Consider the following 17,617-nt stretch of genomic DNA (forward strand, 5'->3'; position numbering starts at 1 on the left):
GGCACCCGCGGGCCCGCCGACGTCGACGCCGTCCGGTCCGCGATCGACCGGGCGCCGAACGTGCGGCTCACCGGCGTCGCGGGCTACGAGGGCTCGGTGGCCGGCGACCGCACGCCGCCGTCGCTGTCCGCCGTCACGGCCTATCTGGAGTCGGTGCGCGAGGCCGGCGCCGCCGTCGCCTCGGACGTCGACGGCGAGGTCGTGCTGTCGGCGGGCGGCAGCATGTTCTACGACGTGGTGGCGGACGTGCTGGGCGGCGCCGGGCGGGTGATCCTGCGCAGCGGCTGCTACGTCACGCACGACTCCGGCATGTTCCACCGCAACTCCCCGCTCGACGGACCGGACGCACCGGCGCGGCTGCGCGCAGCGCTCACCGTCTGGGGCACGGTCGTCTCCGCGCCCGAGCCCGGCCGCGCCTTCCTCGACGTCGGCCGGCGCGACGCCTCCTTCGACCAGGGCCTGCCGATCCCGCTCGCGGTGCTCCCACGCGGGTCGTCGTCGGTGCTGCCGCTCGAGGGTGCGGAGGTGACGGCACTGAACGACCAGCACGCGTTCCTGGCGGTACCGCCGGACGCGAAGGTGGCGGTCGGCGACCGGGTGCAGCTCGGCATCTCGCACCCCTGCACGACGTTCGACAAGTGGCGCAGCATCCCGCTGACCAGCCCGGACGGCAGCGTCACCGACGTCGTAGAGACCTGCTTCTGACGACTGGTACCACGGGCGGTACCGCCCGTGGTACCGTCGGTGATATGGCAACGAACCTGAGACTCCGCCCCGAGGCGGCGCAGGCGCTGCGGGCCGAGGCCGAGCGCAGCGGCCGGTCCCAGCAGGAGGTGCTGCGCGCGGCCCTCGACAGCTATCTCGGCATCGACGAAGGCATCGACACCGGCCTCAACACCGAGCCAGTGCATCGCCGGGACGCACCCGAGGGCGCGAGCGACCTTGAGCAGCTGATCGCCGCACAGATGATCCGGCCGCCGCGTGCGCCGTACCGGCGGCCGGCCCGGCGGCTCACGCTGCCGCCCGGCACGACGACGGCAGACGTGCTGGACCGCGACGACCGGATCTGACGTGCGGGTCTACCTCGACACGAGCGCGCTGCTCAAACGCGCCGTCCAGGAGGACGAGTCCGAGGCGCTGGAGCAGGCGCTCGAGGAGCACATCGACAACGACGACGCCCTCGTCACATCGACGCTGGCCGGGCTCGAGATCGGCCGGGCGCTGCTGCGCATCGCCGAGGGCTACCCCGTGCAGGACGGGGTCGACGACGCCCTGGCCGGCATCGCCGAACGGCACATCACCGAGGACGTCGTCGGGCTGGCCCGCCGCATCCGGCCGCCGATGCTGCGCTCGCTCGACGCCATCCACCTGGCGACGGCCTTTCTGCTCGACGCCGACCTCATGATCACCTACGACCACCGGCTGGCCGAGGCCTGCCGCTACAACACCCTCCGCGTCGCCGCACCTGGAACCTAGCCGCTCCCGCGTCAGCTCCTCAGCAGCGCGGGGAAGACGTGGTCACGCAGCAGCGGCGCGACCGTGGCGGAACCGGCGGGGTGCAGCCAGCGCAGCTCCGCGATCTCCCGGGCCGCGACGGGCTCGGCGGGGAGCGCGGCGGTGTAGACGGTCGCCGTGACGGCGGCGCCGGGCTCGTTGGCGGCCGGCGCGGTCCAGACGCCCAGTTCGGCGAGGTCGGCGTGGCGCAACGCGACGCCGATCTCCTCGGCCACCTCGCGCAGCGCCGCGGCCGCCGCGTCCTCGCCGGGCTCCAGTTTGCCGCCGGGCAGCATGAACGCGTCGGTGTCGCGCTTGCGGACGGTGAGCACCCGCCGCTCGGCGTCGAGGAAGCAGACCGCCGCGACGACGAAGTGAGGCGAGAGCACGTACCTACCGTACCGGCCGCCAGGCGGGGACGGCGGGGACGGCGTCGGCGGCCGGCTCCGGCGACGACGGCGCCGGCGGGGTGCCCGTCCCGCCGAACTCGGCCAGGCCGATGCCGGCCAGCACCACCAGACCGCCGACCATCTGTGCCGCCGTGAGGCTCTGCCCCAGCCACGCCCACGCCACCACCGCGGACCCGACCGGCTCGGACATCCCGATGACGCCGCACGCCGTCGGCGAGATGTGCCGCAGCGCGGCGAGGTTGAGCCCGTACGCCACGATCGTCCCGAACACGATGATGCACAGCACCGTCGACCACGCCGGCACCGACACCGACGAGAACGCGCCCAGCAGCGACGTCGAGCGGCTGAGCGGGGCGAGGTCCACCGTCCACCACGGCTGTGCGACGGCCCAGAACAGGGCCGCGAAGCCGAACATCCAGAACGTCAGCGACAGCGAGTCGCGGTGGCCGGACATCCGCGACCCGACGAGATAGTAGCTGGCCAGGCAGGCGGCCGCGCCGAAGCCGGCCAGCACGCCGACGGCGTCCAGCCCGATGTCGGTCCACACCTGGGCGACCAGCGCCAGCCCGATCAATGCGAGCCCGATGCCCAGCCACGTCTGCCGCCGGATCCGCTGGCGCAAAACCGCCCAGCTGAACAGCGCCACCATCGCCGGCGCGGTGAACTCCAGCAGCAGCGCGATGCCCACCGGCAGCCGGTCGATCGCCGTGAAGTAGAGCCACTGCACCAGTGCGCCGCCGGCCACCCCGAGCACGACCAGGAAGGGCAGCTCCCGCAGTCCGATCCGCAGCCGGCCCGGCGCGATCGCCAGCACGGCGACCAGCAGGATCAGCGCGGCGCCGGTCGAGCGCAGCGCCGCCAGCACCGCGGGCTCCACCCCCGCCTCCAGCGCCACCTTCGACATCGACGCGTTGACGGAGAAGAACACCGCGGCGAGGGCGACGTAGGCGACGCCGCGCGCAGGGTTCGGACGACTCACCAGGGCGACAGTAGTGAACGACCCGTTTGCTCCTCAAGGCCTTTCTCGCCTGGTGGTATGACGCCTCTTCACCGATGACGCGTCGCCTCAGTCGTTGGTCGACGGCCCCGGCCCAGTCGCGGTGTACCGGGCGGCGATGGTGCGGACGGCCTCGTCGACGACCTGAGCGGCGCGTTCGGCGCTCACCTTCCAGCCCGGCACGAGGAGTGTCGGCCAGAAGACGTAGTTGGAGATCATGCCCAGGAACTGGGTGGCTGCGAGGTCCACGTCCTCGACCCGCACCGTTCCCGCCTCGTGCTCAGCCAGGAGGTAGCTGCGCACGGACTCGAAGTAGGGCATCTTCCCCTGCGAGAACTGCGCATTGGCGAGTTCGGGGAATCGCGGCAGCTCCGCGATGACGATGCGGAACAGGTCGGTCATCTGGGCGCGGCTCAACAGCTCGGCGTAGCGGCGACCGATGGTGCTGAGCCCGTCGACGATGTCGCCCGCCGGCGGAGGATCTCCGTCGTCAGCGGTTGACCAGGACTCGGTGACCATGGCGTCGAACAGAGCAGCCTTGCTCGGAAACTGCTTGAACAAGGTGGCTCGCGAAACGCCCGAGCGCTCTGCGATCCGCGCCAGCGACGTCCGGTCATAGCCCAACTCGAGGAACAGTGCGGTCGCGGCGGTCAAGATCAGCGCGCGCTTCTCCTGGGCGACGCGCTGGTGGTACGTCGGCACGACCCTGCTCATGGGGCGAGCATACGAGGTGAGTGGCTTGACTCACCACTGTGGCCGGCCTAGTGTCGATTCAGTGGTGAGTCGCTCGGCTCACCACTGGCGGCCAGACACCGAAGGAACAGCTGATGCCCCGCTTCGACAACCAGACCGTGCTCGTGACCGGTGGAACCGGCGGCCAGGGCTCCAGCCACGTACGCGCCTTCCACGCGGAGGGAGCGAACGTGGTGATCGGCGACATCGACCCCGAACGCGGCGCCGCTCTCGCCGACGAGCTCGGGACCCGTGCTCGCTTCACCCGCCTCGACGTCACCGACGAGAGCTCGTGGTCCGCCGCCGTGCTGGCCGCCGAGAGCGCCTTCGGCGCCCTGAACGTGCTCGTCAACAACGCGGGAGTCCAGAACCCGCCGGCGCCGATCGAGAACACGGACCAGGCCACGTGGGCGCGCATCCTCGACGTCAACCTCACCGGGACCTTCCTCGGCATCAAGGCCGCGGCCCCCGCTCTGCGCCGCGCGGCCGGAGGAGCCATCGTCAACATCGCCTCGACCATGGGCCTGGGCGGCACGGCGCACTACGCGCCGTACGTCGCCAGCAAGTGGGCCGTGCGTGGCCTCACACAGACGGCGGCGCTCGAGCTCGGCCGCGACCGCATCCGGGTGAACACCATCCACCCCGGCGTGATCGCGACCCCCTTCATCCACGAACCTGCAGCCGGCGCGGTAGCGGCGATCGCCGACTTCTACTCACCCGAGCCGTTCGCCGTCCCCCGGCTCGGGGAGCCGGCCGAGGTCACCCGGCTTCTCCTGTTCCTCACGTCATCGGACGCGTCGTTCATCACGGGGTCGGAGTACGTCATCGACGGTGGACTCCTCCTCGGCCCCGCCCTTCAGGCCGAGACCGCATGAGCACGCCAGACACGACCGGATGGAACGACTCGGCACGGGACTCGTCTCTGTCGCACCTGCCCGATCACATTCGGCGGGCCATCGAGATCACCCCCGCCGCAGGCACCAGCGAGCGGATCATCGACATCACGACGCTGGGGCGGCGCACCGGCCGAGCACGCCGCATCGAGATCTTCTTCTACCGTGCCGCGGGCGCCACCTACCTGTGTAGCGGCGCCGGCGGGGCTGCCACCGATTGGCATGCGAACCTTCTCGCCCATCCCGACTTCACCTTCCACCTCAAGAACGGGATCCGTGCCGACCTGCCGGCACGGGCCACGCCGGTCACCGACCGCGCTGAACGTCAGGCCGTGCTGGCGGAGATCGTCGCGGATCTCAATCAGCCGCACGACCCCGGCACCATCCGGCCGACTCGGCTCGAAGACTGGGCCGACAGCCGGCTGATGCGCATCAGCTTCCGCCATCGGCCGTGATCGTGGACATGGCGGGCTCGACGCCGGCGGCGACGGCCGCCGCCCGGTAGGCCGCGGCGAGGCTGTCCGGCGTCTCGTGGGCGTTCAGCCCGCTCGGGTTCGGCAGCGCCCACAGCTGCGCGCCGGCCAGGTCCTCGGGTTGACGTCCGGCGACGGCGCGGGGCCGGCCGAACGCCGTCCGGTACGCGGTGAGGCCCAGCACCGCCACCACCCGCGGCGCCAGCCGGGCCACCTTCTCCGTCAGCACGGCGGCGCCGGCCGCCAGCTCGGCCGCGGTCAGCTCGTCCGCCCGGGCCGTCGCCCGGGCGACCAGGTTGGTGACCCCGAGCCCGCGACGGGTCAGGTCGGACGGCGCGGCGATGACGCCGGCCCGGATCAGCGCCGGGTAGTACCGGTTGCCCGGCCGGCCGAAATGGGTCTGCGTCGCGACCGTCATCAGGCCGGGGTTGATGCCCACGAACAGCAGCCGCAGATCCGGCCCGATCAGGTCCGGCAGCGTGCCGTCGCGGAACGCCTCCAACTCGGCTCGAGTGAACCCCACCCGAGCAGCGTAAGGGGCCGCCGCCACGAACGGCGGCGGCCCCTCAGGCCGGTCAGAGCGCCGAGCACTCCCCGGTCGCGACGCCGCTGATCTCGTTCGCCGCGCCGAAGTCGCGGACCGGCGCGCTGCTGCCGGAGCAGCTGAGCCGGCCGGCGAACGAGTTGCCCGCCAGGATCGGCCCGTACGCCTGCCCGTACTGCGTGTACCGCTCCTCCGACGCGTTGCCCGGGACCCGCCCGTTGCCGGTCAGCGCGACCGTGCCGCCGAACGTGGACCCGGCGGCCGTGACGCCGTTCGCCGTGCCGGCGATGCGCACCTGGCCGGCCACCGTCGACCCGAGCAGCTGCACCTCGCCGGCGCCGTCGGCCAGCAGGCTGCCGGCGACGGTGCTGTCCTTCACGACCAGCGAGGCGCCGGAGCGGACGGTCACCGTGCCGGCCACCCGAGCGTCGTCGAGGCAGGTCACGCCGCTGGTGACGAGTAGCGAGCCGGCGCGCGGCCCGGTGATCGTCTGGGTGCACTCCAGCTCCGCACCCGGCAGGACCGTCGCCTGGTACGACTCCGCCGCGCCGATGTTCCCGGCCGGGTCGACGGCGCGGTGCTCGACGGTGTGCGTGCCGTAGCCGGGCACGAACGGGCCGTTCGGGTCGTCCGGTCCGTAGCTCTGCTCGAAGGTCGCCTTCGACAGGCCGCCGGTGCCCAGGTTGCCGTACGTGAGCGCCTTGACGTCGGTGCCGGAGTGCCGGAACTCGAACGGCGAGACCGGCATCGGCTTCTCCGGGAACCCGAAGTAGTTGAACCAGCCGTCGCCGTTGAGCCGCAGCTCACCGACGACGTACGGCTCGCCCTCGTAACCGGTGCGGTCGTCCTGCGGCGTGAGCAGCATGTCCCAGCCGTCGAAGTAGATGCCGTGGCCGTCGTCCGACGTCATCGTGGTGAGCGGCTCGGACAGCGTCCGCGGCGCGGTGGGCAGGGCGTTGTCGACGGTCCAGGTGACGGAGTCCGAGGCGCCCGGCGCGGCCGGGTCGGTCACCGTCGCCGTCAGCTGGTGCGTGCCGGCCGGCAGGTCCAGCGCGCCGAGGTCGAGCACCCGGCTGTCGCCCGTGGCGTCGACGTCGTCGCCGTTCAGCGTCCAGGCGACGTCGAGGAGACGGTCCGCCGCGCGCGAGGTCTCGACGTAGACGACCTCGTCGCCGGCGACCGGGCGCACGGTGGGCGTCGACGCGGTGATCTCCGGCGCGACGGCGTCGGCCGGTGCGGTCTCGGCGCCGACGGTCCAGCTGCGGGTCTGCACGAACCGCGGCCCGTTGAAGCCGGAGTTGGTCGCCGAGGTGCCGGTCGACGGGTTGCGCACCCAGTCGATGCCGTCCGGGCCGACGGGGTCGCGGACCTCGACGTGGACCGTCGTGCCGGGCGCCAGGCCCAGCGCCCCGAGGTCGAGGTGGCGGGTCCCGGTGGCGAGCACCGGGCCGGTCGGCCCGCCGCTGCGCCAGGTCACCTGCAGGTCGTGGAAGCGCGGGTGCGGGGTCTGCAGCCAGAGGACGCCGTCGCGGGCGACCGTGCCCGGCGGCGTGGAGAGCAGGCTCATCTGACCCTTGTCGCGCTGGCCGGTGATGCGGGCGACCATGTGCTCCAGACCGACCTGGTCGAAGTAGAAGCCGATCCACCGCATCATCGAGTGCGAGCTCGGCCGCCAGACGTTGGAGCCGTTGTACGTGCCGCTCTCGTGCCCGTCGGGGTCGGCGCCGCGGATCAGGCCACCGGACAGGCTCTCCTCACCGAGCCAGCGCCACCACTTGTGCTGGTTGGCGATCATCTGCTCCGACGTCTGCCGGGTGTGGTGGAACGAGCTGGGCTCGTTGTCGCCGTGCGGCGGCCCGGGCGTCGGCCGGTTGGAATAGGGGTACTCGTCGGCCAGCGTGCCCAGCGAGTGACCGAGCTCGTGCAGCGAGATCAGCGGCGACTGCGGGCTGCCGCCCGACGCCGTCGCGTCCCGGCCGCCGATGCCGCCGTAGGTGAACGTGTTCGAGATGGCCAGCGTCTGGACGTTCTGCGGCCCCTGGCCGGTGAACACGCCCGGCGCCAGCCCGAGGACCGGCGCGACGTACGTGTTCAGGTACATCTGACGCTGCTGGCTGCCGCTGCAGCGCGGGTCGCCGAGGATCCCGTCGGCCAGCGGGTACGTGGGGTTCGGGTGGCCGGGGCAGGTGCCGGTGGCGCCGGCCAGCGCTGGGCCGTAGGTGATGCCGCGAGCCAGCGGGTTCGTCAGGCCGTCGGAGTACCAGAGCCGCAGCGGCGTGTTCTTCGCGTCCCTGACCTCGTCGGACGCGTCCTCCTCCGGGTCACGGCGGACACCGGAGTCCTCCGACACGATCTGCAGCAGGTAGACGTTGACGTAGTCGCGGTAGGTGCGGAACGGCTCCACGCCCCACTGGATGGCCTGGTTGCGGTCGACGTCGGTCTCGCACTGGTCCATCTCGTCGGCCTGGTAGCCGTCGCAGATGACGATCAGGTTGAGCCGCTCGTTCGGCGACCCGGTCTCCTGGAGCGGGACGACCCTGGCGCTGCCCACCTCCGGCCACTGGGGCAGGGCCGCGTTCGCCGACGGCACGCCCGCCATGGGCACCGTCAACAGGCCTGCCGCCAGTGCCATCGGTGAGAGCGCGGCGACGATCTTCTTCATATGGTCTCCGTCTCACCGAGCACGTGACTCGGCACGGACCGGGTGCGGGCCGGCCCGTGCTGAGAATGGTGCTCAGGGACGCTACCGGGCGCACGGTGACATTGCACCCGTCAGATGACGGAAGCTCGGCCGCCGCGCTCCGTCCTTCGTCGGATCGTGCTTCAGCCGGGATACGTGCGGATCTCGGCGCGATGCACGCCGTTCGGCGCCCGGGCGAACTTCGCGTCACAGGTCAGCCGCAGCTCGTCGGCCGGCCTGGAGCAGTCGCACGATGACCTACGCGTCGACCTCGGTCACCAAGGGCGCTCCGCCTCGATGTAAGCTGCGCACCTCGTCGGCGCAGGATCGCGAGGTCGGCGCTGTCGACGCCGCGAATCTGCAGGATCAATGGTGGTGCTCGCCGCCGCCGTGGTGGCCGCAGTGGTTGGCCGGCGTCGCCGGGACGTCCAGCGTCGGGTTGCGGTCGAAGAAGCCGACCGGGCGCAGCGTGAACCCGCAGTACTCGACCGGCATCACCGGCCAGTCCTCCGGTCGTGGGTAGTGCACGGCGCCGAACGTGTGCCAGAGCACGACGTCCTGGTCCTCGATGGCGCGGTCGGCCGCGACGTACTCGGGCAGGCCGGCGCCGCCGGGATGCTGGTTGACGAGGTCGCCGGCGGGGAACCGCTCGTCCGGGTCGTACCGGGTGACCCACAGCGACCGGGTCGCGAACGCCGCGCGGTGCGCCGTCGCCGACGCCGGGTCCGCCAGCAGCAGGGGCCGGCCCTCGGGGCGCAGCTCGTAGGCGACCGGCCGGCCCAGCCGGTTGGTCGAGTCGGAGCTGGAGATGTGCCACGTCCGCCCGGCCATCGGGTCGGCGGTCCGGGCGCCCTCGGCCTCGCTGCGCAGCCGGGTCGCCCGGCGGGTGAACGCGTTGCCGTTCGGGTTGGCCGGGCCGATCGGCAGCGGCTGCACCTCGACCTCGTCTACGGCGTTGTCCAGGCCGTCGACCATCATGTCCAGCCGGGCGCAGTAGAGGTGCTGGTGGAACGGCGCGCCGAGGCCGGGCGCCACCTCCGTCGCGTAGGCGCTGTCGGACTTGTAGGACGACGTCGCCATGACGCCTGTGGCCTTGACCTCGAGCTGGATGGTGCCGTCGAGGTACAGGTACCAGTAGAAGCCGTAGTCGTAGTTGCCGACGGTGACGAAGAACGAGATGACGAGCCGGCGCTGGCGCCTGGTCTCCGACGACTCGGTGAAGATGTCGGTGTGCTTCCAGAGCACCCCGAAGTCCTCTTCGTGCAGGCAGATGGCGTTGCGGACCTCGCGCGGGGCGCCGTCACCGTCGGCCAGGACGGCGTCGAAGTAGTGGATCTCGCCGAGGCAGTCGCAGCCCAGCTCAAGGGAGTTGACCTGCTGGCCGAGCAGGTACTCGCCGGCGTCGAAGTAGCTGATCCAGAACCGCACCGGGCTGGGGTCGGCGTACGGGACCACCATCTCGGCCACCGAGGCGCGGTAGACGATCGGCCGGACGCGGTCGCCGTCGCGCCAGCCGAGCTGGTGCAGCACCAGGCCCTCGCGCGGGTCGAAGCCGACCCGGAAGGACCAGTTCTCCCAGGTGACGACGTCGTCGTCGACGGTGAAGCTGGGACCTTCCGGCTGGGTGATCTCGATCGGGCGCAGCGTCGTGCGCGGCGGGCCGGTGTAGGCGGGGTCGTCGTGGTTCGCCTCCTCGTCCGGGATCGGGAGGACCGCATCGTCGATCAGCTCGATGACCTTCTTCTCGATCACGTCGACGTAGGCGACGACACCGTCGATCGGGTGCGCCCAGGCGTGGTCCTCGGGCCGGTGCTGCAGGAATGACAGCACGTGCAGCATGCGGCGGCCGCGCTCGCTGGCGATGCCGTAGTTGCCGGCCGCGAGCGGGCACGGGCGCACGAGGTCGAGGTCGGTGATGCCGCGGCGCTCCATCGCGGCACGCCAGCCGGGGTCGGCCTTGACGATCTCGTCGACCGTGACCAGCTCCTCCAGCAGGATCGGCGGCTGGCCGTCGGTGACGGGGTCGATGTCGACGATGGAGTCGATGGCGCCACGGGTGAGCGAGGCGATGACCGTGCGCGCGGCGCCGGTCTCCAGGTCCAGCAGGACGGCGCGGATCCGCCGGTCGATCGGGTCGCCGGGACGGTGCCCGAGCACCGTCAGCTTGTCCGGTTCTTCCAGGCCGAGCAGGGCGAACTTCGTCGCCGCCGTCACCAGGCCGTTGTCGTCGAGGAGGGACCGGGCCGCGCGGATCTCGTCCGCGGACAGGCGCTGGAGCGGGTGCGTACGCACAGGCGTGACCGTCACAAGCCCATAGACTCGCCGCCCGGCACCGATGTCGTCAAGACATTGCGTGCGCAACACCGCTAGGTAAGGCGTCTCAGGCTTCCCACGCATTACCGCTGAAATTGCCTCTTGTCTTAGCGGACAAAGGCCGACAAACTACCGGGCGTGAATCGTAACGCGGCATCGCGAGTACCGCTGACGGTTCGAAACGCGCGTCTCATGGGTGGGAGCGCGCATGTCCCTGTCCCGTATGGCCCCGGCCGTCCCGTCTCATCCTGGTCCTCGCGCCCGGGGTGGAGGTGCAGGCGGAGTGCTGCTGGCCAATGACTTCTTCCATATCGTCCACGACGTCGGTAGCGGCAAGCTCCGGCTGAACAGTCGTGCCGCTGGGCTTGGGCTCGCCGGCGCGCTGCTGGGCGAGCTGATCCTCAACAACAACCTGCACGTCGCGTCGGGAACCCTGTCATTGACGGGTGCCCAGCCGCCGGCCGACGATCTTGGATATCGGATCGTCCGCCAGCTCACGGCCGATCAGCAGACCCGGTCGCTGCGCACGTGGCTGGCGTTCCTGTCGCAGAGCGCGCTGGAACGGGTCGCCGTCAGGCTGGCCCGCGAGGGCGAGATCGAGCCGGTCAAGAGCCGCAAGCTGTTCGGGTCCTCGGTCCGGTACCTGCCGGTCGACCCGAAGGTCGCCGCGTGGCCCTCCGACCGGCTGTACGGCCTGGTCAACCGCGGCGATCCGCTCGACTTCCACGACGCCATGCTGGCCGGGCTGGTCGCGGTGACCGGCTTCACCAAGGGCGTGTGGTGGGACGGCGACGCCGTCACGCTGCGCCACATCGCCGCCGCGGTCGGATCGATGCCCATGTCGATGCGCGAGGTCCTGGCCCATACCGAAGCAGCTGTGGGTGACGCCACCCTCAGTCCCCGATAGCGCACATTCCCGAGGAGTCCCCCGTGTCCCATTCGAGCCGCCTGGGCGCCGACCGCGTGTCGCGGACGCTCGCCAGCAACAGGCTCGGCGTTCCCGCCGTCGTGTTCTTCGTCCTCAGCGCCGCGACACCGCTCACGGTCGTCGCCGGCGTCGTGACCACCGGTTTCGCGGTCACCGGCATCATCGGCCTGCCGATCGCGTTCGTCGCGATCGCGCTGCTGCTGGCCCTGTTCAGCGTCGGCTACGTCGCGATGTCGCGGCACATCACCAACGCCGGCGCGTTCTACACCTACGTCACGCACGGCCTGGGCCGGCCCGCCGGAGTCGCGGCCGCCTACATGGCGCTGCTCGCGTACAACCTGCTGCAGGTCGGGCTCTACGGCATCATCGGCATCGCGGCCGGCCCGAAGCTGGACGAGTGGTTCGGCATCACGGTCGACTGGTGGGTGATCGCGCTGGTCGCGTGGGCGATCGTCGGCATCCTCGGCGTGCTGCGCATCGACGTCAACGGCACCATCCTCGCGGTGCTGCTGCTGGCCGAGATGGCGATCATCCTCATCTACGCGCTGGCCAGTCTCGGGAACCCGGCCGGCGACGACGTCTCGTTCGAGGCGCTGCAGATCGGGAACCTGTTCGAGTCCGGCGTCGGCGCGATCCTGGTGCTCGCGGTGCTCGGCTTCGTCGGCTTCGAGGCGTCGGTCGTCTACTCGGAGGAGTCGCGCGACCCGAAGCGGACCATCGCGCTGGCCACGTACATCTCCATCGCGGTCGTCGCCGCGGTGTACGTGCTGGCGTCGTGGGCGATGACGGTCGCGGCCGGCCCGGACAACATCGTCGGGATGGCGCAGGAGTTGCAGAACGGGGTGATCTTCGTCCAGGCGGACGAGTTCCTCGGCGGCACCTGGGTGGACATCGGCGAGGTCCTGTTCGTGACGTCGGTGTTCGCGGCGATGATCTCCTTCCACAACACCGTCGCCCGGTACGTGTTCGCGCTCGGCCGGGAGCGGGTGCTGCCCAGCGTCCTGGGCCGGACGTCGCCGTCGTCCGGCGCGCCGGTGGCCGCGTCGATCGTGCAGAGCGTCATCGGTCTCGTGGTCATCGTGATCTACGCGGCGTTCGACCTGGACCCGCTGGTGGAGCTGTTCTTCTACCTCGGCACGACCGGCGGGTTCGGCGTGCTGACGCTGGTGGCGCTGACCTCCGTCGCGGTGATCGCGTTCTTCGCCCGGCACCCGTCCGGTGAGAACGTGTGGCGGCGGGCGATCGCGCCGGTGCTGGCGATGATCCTGCTGGTGATCGTGGTGATCCTGGCGATCGCGAACTACGACATCCTGATCGGCGTCGCGTCGGACGCGCCGGAGCGGTGGATCCTGCCCGGCCTGTTCGTCGTCGCCGCCGGCGCCGGGCTGCTGTGGGCGCAGGCGCTCAAGACCAGCCGGCCGGACGTGTACGAGGCGATCGGCCGCGGCGCGAACGCCGCGACCGGCATCTCCGTCCTCGACCTCTCGGCCCAGGAGGACGAGCCCGAGCCGGGTCAGCCGTCGCTGCGCTGACCCCATGGCCGCCGTGCCCCTGCCGCGCCGAGTCGGTGCGGCACGGGCACGGCCGTCAGAGCCCGTCGTCGTCCCGCCAGTGCTGCTGCCAGCGCCAGTCGATCGGGTCGCCGGCCCGCTGGTAGCGGATGTCGGTCGAGAGCCGGTAGTCGTCGTCGACGTTGTCCAGCGCGGCGTGCACCGTGAAGGCCGAGTGCACCACCACGTCGCCGGCCCGGTAGTCCGCGACCAGCCAGCGCGCGTCGTGCTCGTCGGCCAGGCCCGGCAGGTCGGCGGTGATCGACCTCGCCGGCAGCCGCAGAGTCCCGGCGCGTTCCCGCGCCAGCACCCAGTGGTGGCTGCGCTCCAGGTAGGTCAGGCCGCCGCGCCGGACCGGGCAGTCGCCCAGAGGTATCCACGACGACAGCACCCGGTCGGTGCCCTCGCGCAGGTAGACGAGGTCGTAGTGCGCCTGGGTGGCGGTGCCGACGCCGGACTCCCCCGGCCGCACGTGCCGGATCAGCTTCCGCTTGTGCAGGAACGTCTCCGCGCCGAGGAACCACGCGTACCAGTCCCGGACCGCCGGCTGGGCGCAGAACGCCGCGTACTCCGGGCCGGGGACGACCTCGCGGAACAGCAGCCGGCGGTACTCGGCACGGTCCTCGGCACCGTTCCACACGCCGGACGGGGCCACCGTCGCGTGGTAGTACCGGCGGAACCCGTCGACGACGCCGGGGTCCAGGGCGCCGCGCAGGAACAGGTAGCCGTCGCGGCGCAGCCGCTCCCACAGCGCGTCGCGGTCGTGCCGCTCGGCGTCGGGGACGGGGACCAGCTCGCCGAGTCGCCGCGCGGACTCGTCGAGCACGTAGCCGTTCGAGGTGATCGCCACACCTCAGCCTCGCCCGCGCCCGCCCAGCGGCGACATGGACCGATCCGCCCGGCCCTGGGACTTTCCGCGCCCACGCCGACTAGTTGATCTTGGAGTTGTTCGTCCATCTATCGGGCAATTCGGGCGGGATATGCCGAACGACTCCAAGATCAACTTCGGCTGGAGCGGCGCGGGCGGGCGATCGCGCGACGGATGCGGTCGCACAGCCGGCCTCGGTGGCTGAGGTCGTCGGCAGTTACCCGGATCACCTCCCAGCCGTGATCGCGCATGACCTCGTCGCGCGCGATGTCCGAACGCCAGCGCTTCTTGGTGCGATGGACGTCGCCCTCGTACTGGATGGCTACCCGGGCGTCCACGTAGGCGAGATCGGGCCGGCCGATCCACCCGCCGTGCTCATCGGCGACGTCGGGATTGATCAACGGCTCGGGCAGGCCGCCGTGGCCTGTGAGGATCAGGCGCAGCCGGGTCTCCTGAGGAGAGTCGACCCGGGAGCGAACCAGGCGGGCCAGCGACCGCGCCCGCACGATCCGCCGCCGGCGCCAGGCGACGTCCGCGGCCTCGACCAGCCGCTGGGGCGTCGTCAACCCCTGCCGCACCATCGCGTCACCGGCGATGACCAGGTCGGCGTCGCCGAGCGTCAGCGAGAGGTCCAGCCAGGTCCGCTCCGGCGTGGTGACCCGCACCCCGCGATGGACGGTCACATCGTCCGCCGCCAGACCCTCATGCGGCTCCAGCCCGGGCCGCCGACGCGGCACCGTCCCCGGCGGCACGATCACCTGCACCAACGGCGGCGCCGCAACCGGCAGCCCGTACCACACGGCCGCGGTCGCACCGTACAACGCGGCGTCGGCCGGCAGCGCCAGCATCCACGCCCGGATTCGCAGCTCATCGTCATCGGGTCGCCGCCTCTCGACGTAGACGCCGCGATGGAGCCGGCGATACGACCGCCCGCGGAGCCGGTCCTTCGTGACGCCGGCGGCCCGGGCATCGGCGTACCGGAACTCGGCGCCGGCCAGCGCCTCAGGAACCGGCGCCGGTCGCTGGCCGGGAACACGTCGCTCGGGTCGCATGCCTCCAACGTCGCCGCGCATCGGAGCCGCCACCACGCCCGAACGCCAGATTGTGGACAACGCCGCCAACCAGTTCCGCCTGTGGGCAACGACCCGGCTCACCCGTTGCGCCCACCGGAGTTGATCTTGGAGTTGTTCGCCATATGCCGCCCGAAATGCCCGATAGATGGACGAACAACTCCAAGATCGACTTGGTGCAGGCGGGGTGGGACGCGCGGCGTCACCCGAGTGGGCCGCGGGGGACGCTCTAGGCTCTGTGCCCATGAGCGGCGTGGTGTCGTGGTCGCGGTATCTCACGCCGGACGCCCGGCACCGGCGGCTCGGGCTGGTCTGCCTCAGCGTGGGTGGGATCGCGGGCCGGGTGGCGAGGCTGCCGTCGCGGACGTTGGACTGCTACGCGGTCGTGTTCCTGTCCCGGGGTGCCGGGACGCTGCGGTGGGGCGGGCGGACGCTGCCCCTGGTCGCGCCGACGCTGTTCTGGCTGCTCCCCGGCGTCGAGCACGGGTACGGGCCGGACGCCGGCGGCTGGAACGAGTCGTGGGCGCTGTTCGACGGTGCGGCGGCGCGCACCTACCAGGACCTCGGCTACGTCCCGCGGGACGAGCCGGTGACGCCGGTCGCGGACGCCGACGCGATGGAGGTGGCGTTCGCTGCGCTGGCCCGGGCCTGCCGTCCCGACGACCCGGCCACCGACGTCGAGGCCGCGGCGGCCATGCACCGGCTGATCCTCGCCGCCCACCGCGCCGCCGTCCCGGAGCCCGGCGCCGACCCCGTCCTGGCCGCCCTGCTGCGCGACGCCTGCCTGCCGGTCACCGTCGCCGCGCACGCCCGCGGGCTCGGGATGACCGAGGCGGCGCTGCGCGAGGCGACCCGGCGCGCGGCCGGCTGCAGCCCGAAGGAGTTCCTGCTGCGGGTCCGCCTCACGCGCGCGAAGGAGCTGCTGGCCAGCACCGACCTGCCCGTCGTCGCCGTCGCGGCCCGCACCGGCTACGACGACCCCGGCTACTTCACCCGTCTCTTCACCCGCCGGGTCGGCCTGCCGCCGAGCCGGTTCCGCGACCAGGAGCGCCGCGGCCCGCTGCCCTGACCTGACGTGCCTCGGCGTTTCGGGCCGCCGTACGCGGGTACGTCGCCAAGCGCAGAACCGTCGACGGGGAGGAACACACCATGTCCCACGACGAGCACGAGCAGGAGCAGGAGGAGCCGCGCCCGCAGTCGCCGGGGAGCCCTCCGGAGGGCGACACGCAACCCGGAACGCAGTCACCCGGCCCACCGGCGCCGCCGCCCGAGCCCGGCACTCAGTCGCCCGGCAACCCGACGGTGGTACCGGACCCGCCGGACACGCCATCGCCGGGCAATCCGGTGCCGGACGAGGACGAACCGCGCTGACCGATCACCCGCCGCCGGTCACCTGGCGGGCGTCGCCTCGCGGGCGGCGAGAATCTCCGGCAGGTGCTGCTCGATCCAGCCGACCAGGCCGACGACGTGGCCGGCGACCTGCTCGCCTGTCTCCGTCAGCCGGTAGCTCACCTGCGGCGGCGCGGCCGGGATGACGGTGCGCTCGACGAACCCGTCGTCGGCGAGGGTGCGCAGCGTCTGCGCGAGCATCTTCTGGCTGACCCCGCCGATGCGGCGGTGCAGTTCGCCGAAGCGCAGCTCCCGCTCCCCCAGCGCGGCCAGGACGAGCACGCCCCAGCGGCTGGTGACGTGCTCCAGGACGCCCCGCGACGGGCAGTTCTTGTCGAACACGTCACCCGCCAGTGCCTGCAGCCCGCCGCTGACCTCGACGCTCACGTCTGCCTCCGATGGTTACCTCAAGGTACGTACTTTCATCTGGTGAGTCTCCAGGTTAACGTCGATTTCGACCGAGACAAAGAGAGAACGGAGACCGACATGATCGTGGTGACCGGCGCAACCGGGCGGTTCGGGCCCGTCGTCGTCGACGACCTGGTCGCACGGGCGGCCGGCGACGTCGCCGTCGTCGCGCGCGACCCGGAGAAGGCCCGGCGCTTCGCCGAGCGCGGCGTCGAGGTGCGCCAGGCCGACTACGAGGACGCGGCGAGCCTGGAGCGTGCCTTCGACGGCACCGACCGGCTGCTGTTCGTGTCCGCGTCGGACACGACGCCGGGCGTGCGGGCCCGCCAGCACGCGAACGTCGTCGCCGCGGCGGCGACGGCGAAGGTGCGGCACGTCGTCTACACCAGCGCGATCACCGCCGAGGACGGGCAGAGCTTCCTCGCCGACCATACGACCACCGAGCACGCGATCCGCGACGCCGGGCTGACCCACACGTTCCTGCGCAACACGTTCTACACCGAGGAACTGGTCTCCCCCGACCTGGCGACGGCGGCCGAGGTGGTCGCGCCGGCGATCGGGCAGCCGCTGGTCACCGCGACGATCGCCGACCTCGCGCTGGCCGCGAGCGCGGTGCTCACCGGCGACGGCCACGAGGGCGCGGTGTACGAGCTGCGCGGGCCGGCCTGGACGTACCGGCAGCTGGCCGAGGCGCTCGGCGTCCCGTACCGGGAGGTCTCGGACGACGAGTCCGGCATGGCCTTCGTGCTGCCGCTGCTGCGGCTGCCGCAGTTCGGCACGCCGACGCCCGACCTGGAGCGGCTGCTCGGCCGTCCGGCGACCTCGGTGGAGGAGTTCGTCCGCTCCCTGGCATGATGCGCCGATGGCA

General features: G+C 71.9%; 19 protein-coding genes. 10 read left to right on the plus strand and 9 right to left on the minus strand.

The window, feature by feature from the left end:
• The 3 genes from C1I92_RS10855 to C1I92_RS10865 form a co-directional block, all read left to right on the plus strand.
• Positions 1-705: type III PLP-dependent enzyme domain-containing protein (locus C1I92_RS10855; protein ID WP_499797861.1), on the plus strand; the 705-nt coding region annotated here is incomplete at its 5' end.
• Positions 706-749: 44 nt separating this feature from the next.
• On the plus strand, positions 750-1,070 hold the full coding sequence (locus C1I92_RS10860) for a ribbon-helix-helix protein, CopG family (protein WP_111254683.1): 321 nt from the start codon (positions 750-752) through the stop codon (positions 1,068-1,070).
• Between the two features lies 1 nt (position 1,071).
• Positions 1,072-1,476, plus strand: a complete 405-nt coding sequence (locus tag C1I92_RS10865) for a type II toxin-antitoxin system VapC family toxin (protein ID WP_111254684.1) — start codon at positions 1,072-1,074, stop codon at positions 1,474-1,476.
• Between the two features lie 11 nt (positions 1,477-1,487).
• On the opposite strand, the gene C1I92_RS10870 is transcribed toward C1I92_RS10865, so the two are convergent.
• The 3 genes from C1I92_RS10870 to C1I92_RS10880 form a co-directional block, all read right to left on the minus strand.
• Positions 1,488-1,883: an NUDIX hydrolase gene (locus C1I92_RS10870; RefSeq protein WP_111254685.1), complete on the minus strand. Its 396-nt coding sequence runs from the start codon at positions 1,881-1,883 to the stop codon at positions 1,488-1,490.
• A gap of 4 nt (positions 1,884-1,887) precedes the next feature.
• Positions 1,888-2,883 (minus strand): EamA family transporter, encoded by a 996-nt coding sequence (locus C1I92_RS10875; protein ID WP_199521132.1) that lies wholly within the window; start codon positions 2,881-2,883, stop codon positions 1,888-1,890.
• Positions 2,884-2,970: 87 nt separating this feature from the next.
• Positions 2,971-3,615 carry a TetR/AcrR family transcriptional regulator gene (locus C1I92_RS10880; RefSeq protein ID WP_111254686.1) on the minus strand — a complete coding sequence of 215 codons (645 nt, stop codon included), beginning with the start codon at positions 3,613-3,615 and terminating at the stop codon, positions 2,971-2,973.
• A 113-nt stretch (positions 3,616-3,728) separates the two neighbouring features.
• Here C1I92_RS10880 and C1I92_RS10885 point away from each other — a divergent pair, with 113 nt between their 5' ends.
• Positions 3,729-4,508 carry a glucose 1-dehydrogenase gene (locus C1I92_RS10885; protein WP_111254687.1) on the plus strand — a complete coding sequence of 260 codons (780 nt, stop codon included), beginning with the start codon at positions 3,729-3,731 and terminating at the stop codon, positions 4,506-4,508.
• Complete coding sequence (locus C1I92_RS10890; protein ID WP_111254688.1) at positions 4,505-4,981, plus strand: nitroreductase/quinone reductase family protein; 477 nt, start codon at positions 4,505-4,507, stop codon at positions 4,979-4,981. The genes C1I92_RS10885 and C1I92_RS10890 overlap by 4 nt, the downstream gene beginning before the upstream one ends.
• Here C1I92_RS10890 and C1I92_RS10895 read toward each other — a convergent pair.
• From C1I92_RS10895 to C1I92_RS10905, 3 genes are all read right to left on the minus strand, one after another.
• Complete coding sequence (locus C1I92_RS10895; RefSeq protein ID WP_111254689.1) at positions 4,959-5,522, minus strand: mismatch-specific DNA-glycosylase; 564 nt, start codon at positions 5,520-5,522, stop codon at positions 4,959-4,961. The genes C1I92_RS10890 and C1I92_RS10895 overlap by 23 nt on opposite strands.
• A 52-nt stretch (positions 5,523-5,574) precedes the next feature.
• On the minus strand, positions 5,575-8,205 hold the full coding sequence (locus tag C1I92_RS10900; RefSeq protein WP_111254690.1) for a M64 family metallopeptidase: 2,631 nt from the start codon (positions 8,203-8,205) through the stop codon (positions 5,575-5,577).
• 384 nt (positions 8,206-8,589) lie between these two features.
• A complete protein-coding gene (locus tag C1I92_RS10905) occupies positions 8,590-10,515 on the minus strand; it encodes a primary-amine oxidase (protein ID WP_233506910.1) in 1,926 nt (641 codons plus the stop codon).
• Positions 10,516-10,819: 304 nt separating this feature from the next.
• On the opposite strand from C1I92_RS10905, the gene C1I92_RS10910 reads away from it, so the two are divergent.
• Both C1I92_RS10910 and C1I92_RS10915 read left to right on the plus strand, forming a co-directional pair.
• Positions 10,820-11,443 carry a GOLPH3/VPS74 family protein gene (locus tag C1I92_RS10910; RefSeq protein WP_158564089.1) on the plus strand — a complete coding sequence of 208 codons (624 nt, stop codon included), beginning with the start codon at positions 10,820-10,822 and terminating at the stop codon, positions 11,441-11,443.
• Between the two features lie 23 nt (positions 11,444-11,466).
• Positions 11,467-12,996, plus strand: coding sequence for an APC family permease (locus C1I92_RS10915; protein ID WP_111254693.1), 1,530 nt, complete (start codon positions 11,467-11,469; stop codon positions 12,994-12,996).
• A gap of 55 nt (positions 12,997-13,051) precedes the next feature.
• Here the strand turns inward: C1I92_RS10915 and C1I92_RS10920 are convergent, their stop codons facing one another.
• Positions 13,052-13,864 (minus strand): phytanoyl-CoA dioxygenase family protein, encoded by an 813-nt coding sequence (locus C1I92_RS10920; protein WP_111254694.1) that lies wholly within the window; start codon positions 13,862-13,864, stop codon positions 13,052-13,054.
• A 149-nt stretch (positions 13,865-14,013) separates the two neighbouring features.
• Positions 14,014-14,934: a type IV toxin-antitoxin system AbiEi family antitoxin gene (locus tag C1I92_RS10925; protein WP_158564090.1), complete on the minus strand. Its 921-nt coding sequence runs from the start codon at positions 14,932-14,934 to the stop codon at positions 14,014-14,016.
• Between the two features lie 262 nt (positions 14,935-15,196).
• Here C1I92_RS10925 and C1I92_RS10930 point away from each other — a divergent pair, with 262 nt between their 5' ends.
• Positions 15,197-16,021, plus strand: coding sequence for an AraC family transcriptional regulator (locus C1I92_RS10930; protein WP_111254696.1), 825 nt, complete (start codon positions 15,197-15,199; stop codon positions 16,019-16,021).
• Between the two features lie 80 nt (positions 16,022-16,101).
• Positions 16,102-16,323, plus strand: coding sequence for a hypothetical protein (locus C1I92_RS33355; protein WP_146605099.1), 222 nt, complete (start codon positions 16,102-16,104; stop codon positions 16,321-16,323).
• A gap of 18 nt (positions 16,324-16,341) precedes the next feature.
• On the opposite strand, the gene C1I92_RS10935 is transcribed toward C1I92_RS33355, so the two are convergent.
• Complete coding sequence (locus C1I92_RS10935; RefSeq protein WP_233506912.1) at positions 16,342-16,728, minus strand: winged helix-turn-helix transcriptional regulator; 387 nt, start codon at positions 16,726-16,728, stop codon at positions 16,342-16,344.
• Between the two features lie 99 nt (positions 16,729-16,827).
• On the opposite strand from C1I92_RS10935, the gene C1I92_RS10940 reads away from it, so the two are divergent.
• Entirely contained in the window at positions 16,828-17,604 is a 777-nt protein-coding gene (locus tag C1I92_RS10940; protein ID WP_111254697.1) for an NAD(P)H-binding protein, read from the plus strand.
• The last annotated feature ends 13 nt before the right edge of the window (positions 17,605-17,617 follow it).

Source organism: Jiangella anatolica (assembly GCF_003236295.1).
Lineage (GTDB): Bacteria > Actinomycetota > Actinomycetes > Jiangellales > Jiangellaceae > Jiangella > Jiangella anatolica.